Annotated in this window: 11 protein-coding genes and 1 tRNA gene; 1 reads left to right on the forward strand and 11 read right to left on the reverse strand. The window is 52.2% G+C overall.

What is annotated here, in order from left to right; translation table 11 throughout:
- Positions 1–63: 63 nt before the first annotated feature.
- From BUB38_RS07335 to BUB38_RS07345, 3 genes are all read right to left on the reverse strand, one after another.
- Positions 64–1,050, reverse strand: a complete 987-nt coding sequence (locus BUB38_RS07335; protein WP_073159105.1) for an SIR2 family protein — start codon at positions 1,048–1,050, stop codon at positions 64–66.
- 68 nt (positions 1,051–1,118) lie between these two features.
- Positions 1,119–1,835, reverse strand: coding sequence for a histidine phosphatase family protein (locus BUB38_RS07340; protein ID WP_139258311.1), 717 nt, complete (start codon positions 1,833–1,835; stop codon positions 1,119–1,121).
- Entirely contained in the window at positions 1,835–2,407 is a 573-nt protein-coding gene (locus tag BUB38_RS07345; RefSeq protein WP_073159108.1) for a phosphatase PAP2 family protein, read from the reverse strand. Before BUB38_RS07345 ends, BUB38_RS07340 begins: the two co-directional genes overlap by 1 nt.
- 160 nt (positions 2,408–2,567) lie before the next feature.
- Here BUB38_RS07345 and BUB38_RS07350 point away from each other — a divergent pair, with 160 nt between their 5' ends.
- Positions 2,568–3,746, forward strand: a complete 1,179-nt coding sequence (locus BUB38_RS07350) for an acetate/propionate family kinase (RefSeq protein WP_073159110.1) — start codon at positions 2,568–2,570, stop codon at positions 3,744–3,746.
- Between the two features lie 249 nt (positions 3,747–3,995).
- On the opposite strand, the gene BUB38_RS07355 is transcribed toward BUB38_RS07350, so the two are convergent.
- The 8 genes from BUB38_RS07355 to BUB38_RS07390 form a co-directional block, all read right to left on the reverse strand.
- Positions 3,996–6,668, reverse strand: a complete 2,673-nt coding sequence (locus tag BUB38_RS07355) for a tandem-95 repeat protein (protein ID WP_073159112.1) — start codon at positions 6,666–6,668, stop codon at positions 3,996–3,998.
- Between the two features lie 420 nt (positions 6,669–7,088).
- On the reverse strand, positions 7,089–8,975 hold the full coding sequence (locus BUB38_RS07360; RefSeq protein WP_073159114.1) for an ATP-binding cassette domain-containing protein: 1,887 nt from the start codon (positions 8,973–8,975) through the stop codon (positions 7,089–7,091).
- Positions 8,976–9,008: 33 nt separating this feature from the next.
- Positions 9,009–9,488, reverse strand: a complete 480-nt coding sequence (locus BUB38_RS07365; protein WP_101480032.1) for a hypothetical protein — start codon at positions 9,486–9,488, stop codon at positions 9,009–9,011.
- A 203-nt stretch (positions 9,489–9,691) separates the two neighbouring features.
- Positions 9,692–12,073 (reverse strand): endopeptidase La, encoded by a 2,382-nt coding sequence (gene lon / locus BUB38_RS07370; RefSeq protein ID WP_073159118.1) that lies wholly within the window; start codon positions 12,071–12,073, stop codon positions 9,692–9,694.
- A gap of 165 nt (positions 12,074–12,238) precedes the next feature.
- On the reverse strand, positions 12,239–13,534 hold the full coding sequence (gene clpX, locus BUB38_RS07375) for an ATP-dependent Clp protease ATP-binding subunit ClpX (RefSeq protein ID WP_073159120.1): 1,296 nt from the start codon (positions 13,532–13,534) through the stop codon (positions 12,239–12,241).
- Positions 13,534–14,124, reverse strand: coding sequence for an ATP-dependent Clp protease proteolytic subunit (locus BUB38_RS07380; protein ID WP_073159122.1), 591 nt, complete (start codon positions 14,122–14,124; stop codon positions 13,534–13,536). Before BUB38_RS07380 ends, clpX begins: the two co-directional genes overlap by 1 nt.
- Before the next feature lie 14 nt (positions 14,125–14,138).
- The gene (tig, locus tag BUB38_RS07385) at positions 14,139–15,398 is read right to left on the reverse strand and encodes a trigger factor (RefSeq protein ID WP_073159124.1); all 1,260 of its coding nucleotides are present in this window, start codon (positions 15,396–15,398) and stop codon (positions 14,139–14,141) included.
- A 49-nt stretch (positions 15,399–15,447) separates the two neighbouring features.
- A tRNA-Leu gene (locus tag BUB38_RS07390) sits at positions 15,448–15,527 on the reverse strand.
- Between the last annotated feature and the right edge of the window lie 40 nt (positions 15,528–15,567).

Below are 15,567 nucleotides of genomic sequence, written 5' to 3' on the forward strand. Positions count from 1 at the left end.
TCCAACATGGACTATTTTTTAGGCGTTTCCGTTGTTGCTAATTACAACAACTGCTGATTCTATTTAACACAGCTTGGACAGGAAGGCCTTGGCATCTTCGCAGATCACCATCTTCTTTCCTAACAGCGACTGCAGACGTTCCAGGTCTGGATGCCCCTGCTGTTCATAAACAATCACGCGCTTGAACCGTTCGCGGTGCCGCAATAAAAATTCCAAATTGTTAATGTCGCTCTTGGGGAAACCGTAACCCACGAAGAAAATATCCTCCGCCTGCTTCAGGTAGTAATCGGCCTTGCTCCAGAGCAAGTTAAAGAGACTTCCGCGCAAGAAGCTTTCCTTGGCGTGGGCCATGGGAATATAGATGGGCGTATCTTCGCAATAGATGGGAAAACTGCGATCCCCCGGCTCCACCTGGCACACACTATTGAGATCCAGCGTGTCGGTCACCCCCTTGAGGGCATACCAGTTCAGGGAACCGTGAAGTTTGATCAAGTCGACGGTACGGCCGGTGTTGGCGCGTCGGGCAGTACGGTCAGCCGGCTCAATACGGACACCATAATCTACGGCCACCTGCCAGGACAGTTCTTCGTCGGAATAGATTGCCTTTTCAATCAGGGTATCGTAGTTGAAACTGAGAAGCAATGTATCGCGGGCACCGGCGCCAGAACAGTTGACGCAACGTCTGAGGAACGTCCGCAAGACCTTCGCCGAACTGGCATCCAGCGATTCTTCGCGACTGATAGCATTGGCAATAAAGCGAAGCAGTTCAAAACGCAGGGACGCATGATACAGGCGCTCCCGCTCCCCCGGGAAAATCTGGGCAGACAGAATGGACGTGGCCAAGGTCTCGATATCCAGATAATCCTTGCAACCATTGCACAAATCCAGAAACTTCCTGCAATAATCGCGAAAATGAGGGAATTCGTCGGGAATCCCTGCAGGAACCAGATTATTCAGGTCCCGAAGGGTCGGCATCTGGGGGCAAAAGGACTTACTGAAGCCCGACCCAAGCACGATAATTCGACGATATGCGTTTTTCGAAACACTCATGGTAGTGAATGTAATCAAAAAAGGCAGACTTTATTTGAAGAAATTTAAAAAAGTTTACAATGAAACGTCTAAAAAAGCATCCAACCCGTATCAAGGCCGGTCACGGGGACAAATCGTCTCACGGCACCAACATCCCCGGATCCCTGGTCCTTACCGATGACCACGGCCAAACCCGTCAGGAAGTTCATCCAGCGGCTGGGAGAGAATTGCAATCCGCAAAAATGATTCAGGCAGGGTACGATCCAGGCATCATGGGAACAGAAGATATTGATAGGGGCCTTCCCGTGAGAAAGCATGAACTGGACCATCTCCTGGGAGCGGGCTGCCAAGGGGAAATAAGCCGGGTCCACATAGCGGGAATCGGCGGCAGTTCCATCCAACCAACGACAAATCCCCTGGTAAAATCCAGTCACGTGAGTTTCCATGTAGGCATCGTAATTCTTTACAAAGAATTCCGCAAGGGGTTGCTGCGGCATTACATCGGGAGCATCTATCCCAAGACCAAGGCCGATATATTCGGCGGTCTGCATACAACGGCCTACGGGACTGCTAAAGAACATGCAATCGGCAGAAACTCCGCTGGTGCAGGAAGCGGCAATGGACTTGCCTAGTTTAAGGGCTTGTTCGCGACCACGGTCCGTCAAACCGACAAAGGCGCCATGATCAGGGTCGTTAGGTTTTATATGGTCCCGCTCACCGTGACGAACCAGGAAGTACACACGTTCGTCATTTCCAACAGTCTTAAAAAAATCTGCGGCACTAACAAATTCAATCATCGATGACATTAGAAAGTCAACATGGGAAGCAAGTCAGCAAGAACCGGCGACAGGAAATACCAGATGCCGTGAGTCAGACCAAAGCAGACGACACCCAGCAAGAAGCCGCAAATGATGTCGGTAAACCAGTGAACGCCAAAGTACACTCGCAGAAGACCCCAGCTCATGGGGAACAGAAGCATCACCCAGCCATAGTAGGGCATGGCGGCAGTCATAGTCATGGCAACAGCGAAGTTGTTCATGGTATGACCGCTGGGGAAGCTGTATTCGTCCATGGGAGGCACCTGGGGCTTGATAGAATCAAGAACCACGAAGGGGCGGGGACGCTTCACCGTAAGCTTGATCAGTTCGTAGAGTCCCAGGGAAATGCCCGTAACAATGGCAGCTTCCATAGCTACAGGAATAAAGGCTCGCCAACCGATATGGATAAAAAGCACAATGGCAAAAAGAATCCAGACGTAGCCATCACCCAGGCGTACGTAAGAGCGAAGAAACCTCTTGGTCTTTTCGGAAAAATGCCTATTGTTCCAATACCAATAGAGTGATACGCCTTCGTCAAATTTTTGGATTCTCTTAAACATTGCGCCAAATTTAAAAATTTTTTCTGATTCAATTTCCTACTTTTAACATATTAACGTTGAAGCAGGACCTGCCCAACACGAGTACTTTCGGCGCAGCCGAAGCCAACCGCCTTGCCCACTTCCTACTTCGAAGAATATTTGACCAAGATAGAGGTAAAAAATGCGTGTACTCGTTCTTAATTGCGGCAGTTCTTCTGTGAAGTTCGCTGTCATCGACACCAAGACCAAAGAATCCATCGCCAGCGGCCTTGTGGAAAACATCGGCGTTAACGGCCACACCAAGGCAAAGGGCCCGGAAGGCAAGATTGATTTCAACTTTGACTGCCCCACCCACGCCGAAGCTGTGGACCAGGTGAAGAAATTCCTGGACGAGCAGAAGCTCACCGACACCATCGAAGCCATCGGCCATCGCGTGGTGCACGGCGGTAAGTACATCAAGTCCGAAAAGGTGACCCAGGACGTCATCGACTACATCCGCAGCATCGTCCTGTTCGCACCGTTGCATGAACCTGCACACGCCACCGGTATGGAATGCGCCATGAAGTTCTTCCCGAACCTGAAGGACAAGCAGGTGGCCGTATTCGACACCGCCTTCCATCAGACCATGCCCCGTAAGGCTTTCCTCTACGGCATCCCCTACAAGTTCTACGAATCCGACGCCATCCGCCGTTACGGTTTCCACGGCACCAGCCACCGTTTCGTCACAGCCGAAGCTGCAGCAATCCTGGGCAAGAAGCCGGAAGAATGCTGCTTCATTACCGCTCACCTCGGTAACGGTTCCAGCTGCTCCGCCATTCTCAACGGCAAGTGCGCCGACACAACCATGGGCTTCACCCCGCTGGACGGTCTCATCATGGGTACTCGTTCCGGTTCCATCGACCCGGCTATCCTCTTCTACATCAGCAAGAAGTACGGCTATGACATCGACCGTCTCGACAAGATGGTGAACAAGGAATCCGGCCTTCTGGGTCTTTCCGGTTTGAGCAACGACATGCGCACCCTGACCCAGGCTGCAAGCGAAGGTCACGTTGGCGCACAGATCGCTCTGGAAACCTTCTGCTACAAGCTGGCTCGTGAAATCGGCGGCATCGCCATGGCCCTCCCCCGCATCGACGCCCTGGTATTCACCGGCGGCATCGGCGAAAACAGCATGCTGGTCCGTAAGACCGTCATGGAAAACCTTGCCCTTCTCGGTTACCAGATCGACGAAGACCGCAACAACAAGGCTGGCAAGGAATCTGGCCACATGATCAACAAGGAAGGCACCCCCAAGGCAATGGTGGTGGCAACCAACGAAGAACTGCTCATCGCCCTCGATACCGAAGACTTGGTAAAGTAGGAGTGAGGGCGCTGCGCCTTCGGCTCCGCGCTCAGGGGTGAGGTCGCGACTGCGTCGCTAGAGGTAAATTCTCTCACCTTCCCCGAAATACAAAAGAGACTCCCGTTCGGGAGTCTCTTTTTTTGTGCCGTTAGGCACCATTATCTTACCTCAAAGTGAGCCGCGTAACGCGAACGACCTCACCCCTGAAGCGAGTGCAAAGCACGAGCGTACCTCAAACCTCAAGCGAGCGTCGCGAGCGTACCTACCTTACTTGATAGTGAAAGTCTGCTGATTTACCTTCAGGATCTTGCGGCCCTGAACCGTTGCTGCAGCGGCACGAACTTCAGATTCGCTTACCGGCAGACGGCGGGTCCACATGACGCGGCCCTGCATATCCATCATGGAGACGGTACCGCGATTAGCCTGAATAGCCCCCTGCCAGTTCAACTTGGCAGAAGCCACCACGGGAGTAATACCCGTAGTAGAAGAACCTTCCAGGTAGAACACAACGCCTACAGTCTTAGTAGTGTCGTTGGCATCGTAAGCGGAAAGGGATACGCGGTAAGCCACATCCTTGAACAGTTCAACTGTATCGGATGCCAAGGAAACCTTCAGGACGCCATCCACAATTTCAACATCCAGCTGCTTCGAATGGCTTCCGATGATGTAACCCAGTTCATCACCATCAACGTCAGTGAAGATGGAATCCATGGGAACTTCACCAACAAACTTCTTGCCATCAATTGTAGCTGAACCTCTCCAAATAACCACCGGAGCATCATCTACAGGAGTGATATTGACAGTGATGTTAAATTCAGTAGGAGTGCTCTTACCATCGGTAACAGTACCGACCACAATAGCTTCACCGAAGGCATTGCGAACCGGCGTAATAGTCAAAATGCCAGAAGTGTAGCTCACCAGAGTCTTGCCATCTTTGCTTTCAAAGCTGTAAGTCAAAGCTTCCTTTTCAACATCCGTTGCCCAGGAAGTCACAATAGCCTTCTTATAGACAATAGCTGCAGCATCTTCCATCACTGTGGTGTCAATGGCGTCAACAGTCATAATGGGAGACTTGTTCCTGTACTTCACATCCAGCATGACAACAGCCATTTCGGACTTAAGACCTGCGGAGTTTTCAATGTGATAGGCAAAAGCATCCGGACCTTCGTAATCTTCATCGGTGGTGGTGTAGACGAAGGAGCCGTCCTCGGCAAGGACCACAGTACCTTCGGAAGGTTCAACATCCAGAACGGCAATCAAGGTAGAATCACCATCGGGATCCTCATCATTGGCAAGGACACCCTTCTTGGCAGTAATTTCGTTCTTGCCCTGCAGAACTTCATAGGTATCCTCCTTGGCAATGGGAGCATCGGCAACAGGATTTACCTTTACATAGAACATCACATTGGGAATAGAAATAGCAGGGTCGGTAACCACGAGGCTAACCTTGGCAACACCGTTGGCATCCTTAATCGCCGACACATCAATCAGATAATTATCGTCTGTTGCAGAGACGCTCACGGTAACGACACCACTTGCCTTTCCAGTAACAGTATAATCGTCATCGCCATCTACATCCGTAATAGAAATGTTTTCCTTGGGGAACACCAGGACAAAGTCATCGAAATCTTCATCGACTACCAGGGTATCGCCAAAGGATTTTTCATCACCATCTTCATTCAAGAAAGTCTTGGTCAGGATCTTAACCACCGGAGCATCATTCACGTTTGTTACGGTAATAGTTGCAACGCCAATTTCACTTTCCCTGTCGGTGTTATTCTTTTCGACGCACTTGTAGGTGAAGGAATCCTTACCATAGAAATTTGCTGCAGGAGTATATGTGAATATGCCAGTCAGGGCAGCAATCTTCAGTTCACCATGTTCGGGTTCACTGAGCTGCACCCATTCAACAGCATCGCCATCGGCATCGGAGCAAATCTTGGTCAGGTTGTTCACGAGGAGAGTGCTCTTGTAAGAGGAATCTTCCTTGACCTCGAATTCCATGTTCTGGGCCACCGGCAGGTTTTCCGTATCTTCGGTATTGATGGTGAAGGAGAAGGTGGCGGTCTTCTTGGTGGGATCCGTTGCGGTCAGAGTTACCTTGGCGGGACCATCGGGATTCGGGGTGGTCGTGAACTTGATGATGCTATTCTGGTCGTACTTGGTAGAATCCACCAGCTTGACAGAATTGTTTTCGCTTACGATCTTCACGGTAATGGTCAGATCGTCTCCGTCGGCATCTTCAAAAACCTCGGCCATATTCATGGTATGAACGGCGCCTTCGGCAAGGTCGATGGAACCGCCGTTATAGCCAGCAAAACCTTCGGTTACGTTAGGAGCGGCAGTGACGCATTCATCCCCCAAGGTAAAACTATGCAGGGTGACCGTGTTAGAACCACTCTTGGCAGCCTTGGCGTGGGAGTCCTTGAAGCTGAACTGAACGCCCAGCTGAGATCCGGAATTCCAGGCTACGGTCTTGGTAGACTTCCAGCTCTGGGTAAGGGCAGAGAATGCGATGTAGGACCTTTTTAAAGAACCCTTGGTGGCAGCCATTTCCATGCCGTAATAGTTGTCATCGGTAATGGTAGACTGCTTGAAATCTACACGGAAGGGAGCGTCAGCCTCATAAGCCAGGCAAACACCCTTATAAGTCGCAATTGAAGTCACCTTGGGCTTGTAGCTTGCGTCAATGACCCAGCTAAAACCGAAACCGGCACCGGACTTGCCATCGGTAGTCGTGGGTGCAGTAAAGTCCAGAACACGGGCACCATTCACATTCGTTGTGTCAATGGATGCACCGGAACCATAATCGTAGATGTAGCTCTGGGCGTAGGGCTTATCGGCAGTAACGCCATCTTCATCCGAAAAAACGACAGCAGTTGCTGCGGCGGCATAACCAGCCAAAAGACCTGCCGTCAAAATTCCAATCTTCTTGATCATAAATGACCTCTCTTTCCAAAATCCTATACGTCATATAATTATAATAAAAAGATTACAAAACTCAAAATACTTATGATAGTCAAAAGGTTAAACATTTTTCACATCTAAAAAAAATGGTATCCCGTCATAAGGGTACCGCTAATTTTTAATGAAAAAAAGGGAATTTAATACCGGAACGAAAAGTTTCAGTGCAGGGATGAGGGCGGAGCCTGCGGCTCCTTTCAGGCTGATAATCGCGCAGGAGGAGCCTGGCTTTTTAATTCGTAACTAATTTTCGCGCCGGTTATAAAAGCAACGAAATTGCTCATTCATTTCTAAGCGCCTAAAAGCACCGCAGGTGCGACCCAATACCTAAAAGGCCGCAGGCCGACCTCACCGCTCATTGCTCATTGCTCGCGCCTATTGCCTGAAACCTGCCGCCTATCCCAGCGCGTCCAGTTCCTCGTAGCGTTCGTAGGCTTTTTCCAGGGCCGATTCCCGTTCCGTGATTTCCTTCTGGAGTTCCACGATGCGGGCGGCGTTGGTACAGACCTCGGGCTTGCACAGTTCTTCCTGGCGTTCCGCGATTTCGGCTTCCAGCTTCTCGATCTTTTCGGGAAGGGAATTGTATTCGCGTTCCTCGTTATAGCTGCGCTTTTTCTTCTTGGCGGGAGCGGAGCTCACGCCTTCCCCACCGTTTGCGTTACTGGCTGCGGAGCTGCGAGAAGCTTCCTTCTCGGCGGCGACGCGGGCAGCCGCTGCGGCTTCCTTATCACGGATTTTCTTGTTAGCTTCGTAATCGCTGTAACCGCCCACGGCCTCGAAAATGTTTCCGTCTTCTTCGATGGCCAAAATGCCTGTGGCCACGGAATCCAAAAAGGCGCGGTCATGGCTCACGGTAAGGACAGTTCCCTTGTACTCCGCCAGAAGTTCCGCCAGCAAGTCCAAGGTTTCCATATCCAGGTCGTTGGTAGGTTCGTCAAGAACCAGCACATTGCTGGGGTGGCTAAAGAGGCAGGCCAAGAGCAAGCGATTCCGTTCACCACCGCTCAAGGCGCTAATGGGACCGCGGGCACGATCCGCGCTAAAGAGGAAGTCCTGCAGGTAGCTGAGCACATGGCGCTTGACGCCGTTCAAGGTAATGTAGGCCTGACCATCGCCAATGTTTTCGATAAGACTCTTGTCTTCGCGGAGGCGGGTACGCATCTGGTCGAAGTAGGCGATTTCAAGATTGCTGCCCAGGCGAACTTCGCCCTGGTCCGGCTGCAGTTCCCCAAGAATCAACTTCAGGAGAGTGGTTTTGCCGCTACCGTTGGGGCCTACAATGCCGATGCGGTCACCGCGGGAAACTTCGGTAGAAAAATTCTTGATGAGAGGCAGCGAGACGCCGTCCGTCGTTTCGTCAGCATAGGCATAACTGATGTCGGTGAGGCGGGCCACCATACGGCCGGAACGTTCCGCTTCCGTAATCTGCATATTCACGTTACCCGTGCGCACGCGGCGCTCGGCACGTTCCTGACGCATCTTGATCAAGGCGCGGACGCGGCCCTCGTTACGGGTACGGCGGGCCTGGATGCCCTTGCGGATCCAGACTTCTTCTTCGGCCAGGCGCTTGTCAAAAAGGGCGTTGGCCTTTTCTTCTTCGGCCAGGGCCTGATCGCGGAACTGCACGAACTTGTCGTAGGGGAAATTCCAGCTGCGGACGCGACCGCGGTCCAGTTCAAAAATTCGGGTAGCCACGCGGCGGACAAAAGCTCGGTCATGGCTAACAAACATAACAGCGCAATTCAGGCGGGTCACGATTCCTTCCAGCCACTGGATGGCGGGAATGTCCAGATGATTGGTAGGTTCATCCAGCAAAAGCAAATCCGGATCCTCGGCCACGGCGCGGGCGAAAAGTACCCGACGTTTCTGGCCACCGCTCAGGCTGTCGTAAGGCAGGTCGGCATCGATGCCCGTCTTTCCAAGAATCGCCTCTGCTGCAGAATCATGATGTCCATCTTCGTTGGAACCATCCTTTACGCCCGTCCAGCCGGCGGAACTGCCTGCCGCCACCTTCCCCATCACAATGTCGCGGACGGTACCATCGATGTGGGCGGGAATTTCCTGAATCATGCGGCTGACCCGAAGGCCAGTCTTCTTCACGATATCGCCGGAGTTGTATTCCATCTCGCCAGTGAGAACCTTCAGAAGCGTAGACTTTCCTTCGCCATTGCGGCCCACCAGGCAAATGCGGTCGCCAGGTTCAACATCAAAGGAAACGTTATCCAACAGCGGAGCGGTTCCGCCAAGACGCAAAAGAATGTTCTGTGCTGATAAGATAGGCATGGGAGCAAAGATAGCTTTTTACACTGAACTGCTTCAGTGGACTTCTACCAGTTTTCCATTGCGGTACGCGCAGGAAGCCACCCGTTGCATCAGACCTCCGCTTGAAGGAGCCCACAGTATCAATCGGGAGGCAAGGCGCTGCACAAAGTCGGCACAATATTGCCTTGTACTGAACAGACTCTCATCGTTCCAAAAACAGGAAACCACCAAAAGACGGCCTTCTGCAAACGCCTGGCAACAGGTGCTACTGTAAATGGTGGGAAGTTTGCGGTCTACAATCCATACGGCGTGTCCCCCATACCTTAAAAGAATTTCCAGGATATTCCTTTCGCTTAGATTGCGGAAGGAGCCAACCACCTTGCAACCTTCCAAACCTGCATCAGCCGCCCAATGGTCACGCCGGCGAGGCATCAGAATATCGCTCCGGTCCGAAGCAAAGACGCCCACAAGTTCTTCGTCCAAAAGGGAACTGTTCCCGATCCAGGTCGTGCCAACGAGATTCAAATTCTTCATGGCCCAAATATACACTTGCCACTATACCGAAACAAGGGAGCGGCCTTTCAGCCGTTCATTATGCAACCGGCTATTTTAAATAAAGTAATATATATAGGTCCGCAAAATAGAATTGCTAACTATAAAAGGGAAATAGAAAATCCGCACCAGACCGTCTAAAGTCCAGTGCGGAAATTTCCAGAGTCTAGGGACGAAACCGACCCTTAGTTCTTTTTACCGTCTGCGGAACCTTCCTTCGTCACCACCTTAAAGCACTTGCTCTTATCGACACCCTTGAAGAGGATCTTGATAATTTCGTCAATGTGCTTGTGGGTAAAGATCTTCAGGCCCTTCTTTGCCGGAGCGGGAAGTTCGTCAACGTCCTTCTTGTTCTGTTCCGGGAGGCGCAAGGTCTTTACGCCAGCCTGCAGAGCGGCAAGGGCTTTTTCGTTGAGTCCGCCAATGGGGAGGCAGGCGCCAGTGAGGCTCACTTCGCCGGTAAAGGCGATGTCGGTGGGCACGGGGTGGCGGGTAAATGCAGAAAGCAGGCACAAGGTGAGTGCAATACCGGCAGAGGGGCCATCCTTGGGAACGGCACCTTCGGGCACGTGAATGTGGATGTCGGTATTCTTCACCACGTCAGGATCGATGCCGAAATTCTGCAGACGTTCGCGAACCAGGGAGAGGGCAATCTGAGCAGATTCCTTCATCACGTCGCCCAGCTTACCCGTCAGCAGCAGGCCGCCCTTGCCCTGCAGCAAGGTACATTCGATAGGCAGGATTTCACCACCCACGCTTGTCCAGGCCAGGCCGGTAATAACGCCCGGGCGACCGGATTCGGGGAGCTGGCTATCCAGGAAGCGGGCGGCTCCCAGATATTCCTGCAAAGTCTTTTCGGAAAGTTCGGCCTTGAACTTCTTGCCCGTCACCATGTCCTTGGCACGATGGCGAACGATGCGTTCCAGCACACGTTCCAGTTCACGGACACCGGCTTCACGGGTCCAGCCGCGAATGGCGTGGCGGATCACGTCTTCGTTAAAGGCGATGTCCTTGTCCAGGGTAACGCCGGTGCGTTCGCAGATGCGGGGCACCAGGTAGTTGGCCGCAATCTTTTCCTTTTCGTGGGGGAAGTAACCCGGCAGACGCACCACTTCCATACGGTCGCGGAGGGGTTCGGGAATTTCGCCTTCGTTATTTGCAGTCGCAATGAACAGCACGCGGGAAAGATCCAGGCCCACTTCCATGAAGTGGTCGGTAAAGTCGTGATTCTGTTCCGGATCCAGAACTTCAAGCATGGCGCTGGCGGGGTCACCGCGGAAGTCGCTGGCCATCTTGTCGATTTCGTCCAGAAGGATAATGGGGTTCATGCACTTGGCGCGCTTCAGGGCCTGAATAAAGCGGCCCGGCATGGCGCCAATGTAAGTGCGACGGTGACCGCGGATTTCAGCTTCGTCACGGACGCCACCCAAGGTAATGCGGACAAAATTGCGCTGCATGGCCTTGGCGATAGATTCCACCAAGGTGGTCTTGCCGACACCCGGAGGGCCAACCAGGCAGAGGATGGGGGCGCGGCGTTCGGTGCCGGTAAGCTTCAGGACCGCGATGTATTCCATGATACGGTCCTTCACCTTGTCCAGACCAAAATGCTTGGAATCCAGTTCGGCCTTCACCTTCTTCATGTTCAGGCTGGTTTCCGTGTACACGTTGTACGGAAGGGTCAGGAACCAGTCCAGGTAATTGCGGCTGACGGCATATTCCGGGGAAGTGGGCTGCATCAGCTTCATGCGGCCGATTTCCTCTTCCAGCTTTTCGCGGATCGGTTCCGCAAACTTCTTTTCCTTAATCTTCTTCAGCAGCTGATCCGGTTCGGACTGGCCATTTTCGCCATCCAGTTCATCTTGCAACTGGCGGATCTGTTCAGAAATAAACCATTCCTTCTGCTGCTGGGCCATCTTCTGACGCACATTCTGCTGCACCTTCACCATCAAGGTGTCGTTGACGGCAGAAGCCTGCATAATCTCGATCAGGTTGTCGGCCAACTCGTCGATGGAACCTACTTCCAAAAGGCGCTGACGTTCAGACAGGGAAACCTGCAAGAAGGGAATCATACCGTAGAAGGCGTTCAGATGGCTATCCATGGTAAACAGGGCGTCCACCATGCCTTCGGTAATGTTGCGATGCATGGCGTATTCGCGGAACTGCACCAGAACGTTCTCGAAACGGGAGCTCTTGTCAGTCAGCAGAACCGCCGGAGTATGGGCCGAAACCGTAACCTGCAAAAAGCCAAGTTCCATGTTCATGGAACGGAGGTCCACCACAGCTTCGCCTTCCAGCACCACCTTCACGCAACCGTTGGGGAACGGAGTCACGTTGCTCACGCGGGCCATGACGCCCACCGAGTAAAGGTCCAGCATGGGATTTTCCAGTTCTTCCAGCTCGATATTTTTCTGAGCGGCCAGGATAATCACATTGTCATGAGCCTCGGCGTATTCCAGGGCCTTCAGCGAAATGTCGCGGCCTACCAAAATGCGGCGGGTGGTCAGCGGAAATACGATAGCATCTCTAAGGGGGAGCAGCGGATAGGTTCTAGAAAAATCAGTGGCCAAATTAAAATCTCCAGTGCAGGAATTCGAAACGAAAATCCTGAGTCATCCAAAAATAAAAAAATGGAGGTCGCATTCCGAAGAAGGACCATCCAAAAAATAGGCTTGCGGGTAAGTCCCACAGGGTATGGGCCGCACACAATCAAGTGCAACCCATTAATCGAAGAGTTATACGGACTTCTTACGAGTACGTTTGGGAGCCGCCGCAGTTTCGTCAGCAGGAACCACATTGTCCAAAGCCTGACGGACCATTTCGGCAGTCACTACAAGCTTGCTCTCGCCAGAACCCGGCATGGTAAACATGTAACGCTGCAAGGTCTTTTCCATAACGGAACGGAGGCCGCGGGCACCAGTCTTTCGAACGATAGTTTCGCGGACAATTTCCTTCAGGGCTTCCGGTTCAAAGTCCAGCTCGATGTCGTCCATTGCGAACAACTTCTTGTACTGCTTTACCAAGGCGTTCTTGGGTTCAGTCAGAATGTTCAGCAATGCGGCTTCGTCAAGTTCTTCAAGAGCGACAGCGATGGGCAAACGTCCAACGATTTCAGGAATCAAACCGAACTTGATCAAGTCATCAGGTTCCATCACCTTGAACAATTCGCTGAGGGTATTTTCTTCGGAGCTGCGGATATCGGCACCGAAACCCATGCCGCCCTTGTTTACGCGACGGGCGATAATCTTGTCCAGAGATTCAAAGGCGCCACCGCAAATGAACAGGATATTGCGGGTATTCACCTGCACCAGGGCCTGCTCGGGATGCTTACGTCCACCTTTAGGAGGAACAGCAGCCACGGTACCTTCGAGAATCTTCAGAAGCCCCTGCTGCACGCCTTCACCGCTCACGTCGCGGGTAATAGACGGATTGGCAGACTTGCGGGCGATCTTATCGATTTCGTCCACAAAGATAATGCCACGTTCGGCCTTGGCCACGTCATATTCGGCAGCCTGCAAAAGGCGAACGATGATGTTTTCCACATCTTCGCCCACGTAACCAGCTTCAGTCAGCACGGTAGCGTCAGCAATGGTAAAAGGAACATCCAGGAAGCGGGCCAGCGTCTGGGCCAGCAAAGTCTTACCGGAACCGGTGGGGCCCACCAGAAGCAAGTTGGACTTTTCAACTTCTACAGCGTTCTTGTCGGTATTCGTAGCCTTGTAACGCAAACGCTTGTAATGGTTGTAGACCGCTACAGACAAAGCCATCTTGGCCTGGTCCTGACCAATAACAAACTCATCCAGGTGAGCCTTGATCTCGGACGGATGCGGAAGAGGCTTTGCAGTCAGTTCAGCAGTTGCGGTTTCCTGCGCTCTGCGGGTACGATCCTCTTCGATAATACGATGGCACATGGAAACGCAGTCACTACAAATGTGGACGCCTGCGCCTGTAATCATCTTCTCGACTTGTTCCGCCGGCTTGCCACAAAAACTGCAATTCACCGTCGGATGGTTCTTCCCGCTACGATACATTAAAATCCCTCTTTACGCGGCACAAAAATTTCGTCAATAACGCCAAATGCCTTGGCTTCTTCAGGACTCATGTAGAAGTCACGGTCGGTCTTTTCGCGGACTTCGTCGATAGCCTTGCCAGTATGCTTGGCGACAATTTCTGCCAGAGTATCCTTAGTGCGGACAATTTCCTTGGCAGTGATCTGGATATCGGTAGACTGACCGGTGGCAGCGCCAGAAGGCTGATGCAGCATGATGCGGGAATGAGGGAGAGCATAACGCTTGCCCTTGGTTCCTGCAGCCAGCAGCACAGCAGCCATAGAGGCGCAACTACCAATACAGATTGTAGCGATGTTCGGACGAACATGCTGCATGGTATCATAAATGGCCAAACCTGCCGACACGTAACCACCCGGGCTGTTGATGTACAGCGTGATATCCTTTTCCGGATTCTCGTATTCAAGGAAGATCAGCTGGGCCATCACATTGTTGGCTACTTCATCGTTAATGGGAGTTCCCAAAAAGATAATGCGTTCCTTAAGAAGACGGGAATAGATATCGTAGGCGCGTTCACCGCGTCCGGTGGTCTCGATGACGGTAGGAATGATCATTATGAGTTTACCTCTTACTTGTTTTCTTCGGCAGCGGGGCGGATACCGACGATGAAGTCAGCGGCCATCTGGACGCGGAGTTCGTCGCGGAGACCGTTGATGCGGCCGGACTGACGGAAGTGGTTCTTCAGGGATTCGAAGTCCACGTGATATGCGTTTGCCATGACCTGGAGACGTGCGTCGACGTCAGCCTGGGCCGGGCGGATCTTTTCAGCAGTAGCGACGAAGTCCAGAATGCGGTGCTTCTTGATTTCGCGGACAGCTTCCGGAGAGAGAGCCTTGATCTGTTCTTCGGTGGGTTCCACAACATCCTTTTCGCTCTGGGCGTTACGGTTCATGGACCAGCGGATCAGGTCGTAGACGCGAGCTTCGGGAACTTCGAACGGGTTAGCTTCGATAATCTTGTCGATAGCTTCGTTGATAGCCTTGTTCTTGGCAGCGTCCTTCTTCTGGTTTTCGATACCTTCGGCCAGGTTCTTCTTCAGGTCTTCAACGTCCTTGACGCCAACCTGTTCAAAGAAGGCTTCGTCCATGGTGGGAGGAACGATTTCGCGAACGTCGGTAATTTCGACCTTGAACTGAGCGGTCTTACCGCGATAGCGTTCGTCCTTGTGGTCTTCCGGATACTGGAAGTTGACTTCCTTAGCTTCGCCAGCCTTGGCACCGACGAGACCTGCATCGAATCCCGGAGAAGCGGATTCGCCGAGGAGAGAACGGAATTCCTTGTTTTCCGGCAGATCCTGCTTTTCGCCGTCGATGATGACTTCAACATAGTTGCCAACGACAACGTCACCAGACTTTGCTTCGCGATCGACGTGTTCGTCCTTGCTCCACATCTGCATGAGACGGTTGTATTCGTTGTCGATTTCTTCCTGGCTTACAGCAATGGCGGGAACGGTGATGCCGGTGTCAGCATAGCCCTTGATGTCGATGACCGGATCCATTTCGACTTCCACCTTAAGTGCGATGTCGTTTTCCTTGTCATCCTTGAAATCAACAACCTTCATCTGGCCAACGGGAATGATGTTTGCCTTCTTCAGTTCATCCTGGACGATCTTGTTGATGGTTTCATCCACAACTTCGTGGCGGATGGATTCACCGAACTGCTTCAGGATCATAGCCTTGGGAACCTGGCCCTGGCGGAAACCCTTCAGGGTAACCTGCTTCTTGTACTGATTCACCTTCTTTTCGAAGGGAGCCTTGAGGTCGGCCTGCGGAATGGTAATTTCGAGGGTGCGCTTGGTGGCGCTGGTTTCTTTGATTTCAACTGTCATTATGAACTCCGAAAATCGATTTCTTATCGGTTGTTAGATGTTAAAGACGTGCGAGGGGTGGGAGTCGAACCCACACACCGAGGTACCAGATCCTAAGTCTGGCGCGTCTGCCAATTCCGCCACTCTCGCAATTTTGCACCCAAAGTTAGAAAAAATCAAAACAACCACT

This window comes from Fibrobacter sp. UWH5 (assembly GCF_900142505.1).
Classification (GTDB): domain Bacteria; phylum Fibrobacterota; class Fibrobacteria; order Fibrobacterales; family Fibrobacteraceae; genus Fibrobacter.

Bases quoted from the DNA above. Each gene is read 5' to 3' on its own strand.
- BUB38_RS07350 (WP_073159110.1), top strand. From the start codon at position 2,568: ATGCGTGTACTCGTTCTTAATTGCGGCAGTTCTTCTGTGAAGTTCGCT.
- BUB38_RS07360 (WP_073159114.1), bottom strand. From the start codon at position 8,975: ATGCCTATCTTATCAGCACAGAACATTCTTTTGCGTCTTGGCGGAACC.
- BUB38_RS07380 (WP_073159122.1), bottom strand. From the start codon at position 14,124: ATGATCATTCCTACCGTCATCGAGACCACCGGACGCGGTGAACGCGCC.
- BUB38_RS07340 (WP_139258311.1), bottom strand. From the start codon at position 1,835: ATGTCATCGATGATTGAATTTGTTAGTGCCGCAGATTTTTTTAAGACT.
- clpX (WP_073159120.1), bottom strand. From the start codon at position 13,534: ATGTATCGTAGCGGGAAGAACCATCCGACGGTGAATTGCAGTTTTTGT.
- tig (WP_073159124.1), bottom strand. From the start codon at position 15,398: ATGACAGTTGAAATCAAAGAAACCAGCGCCACCAAGCGCACCCTCGAA.
- BUB38_RS07335 (WP_073159105.1), bottom strand. From the start codon at position 1,050: ATGAGTGTTTCGAAAAACGCATATCGTCGAATTATCGTGCTTGGGTCG.
- BUB38_RS07365 (WP_101480032.1), bottom strand. From the start codon at position 9,488: ATGAAGAATTTGAATCTCGTTGGCACGACCTGGATCGGGAACAGTTCC.
- BUB38_RS07355 (WP_073159112.1), bottom strand. From the start codon at position 6,668: ATGATCAAGAAGATTGGAATTTTGACGGCAGGTCTTTTGGCTGGTTAT.
- BUB38_RS07345 (WP_073159108.1), bottom strand. From the start codon at position 2,407: ATGTTTAAGAGAATCCAAAAATTTGACGAAGGCGTATCACTCTATTGG.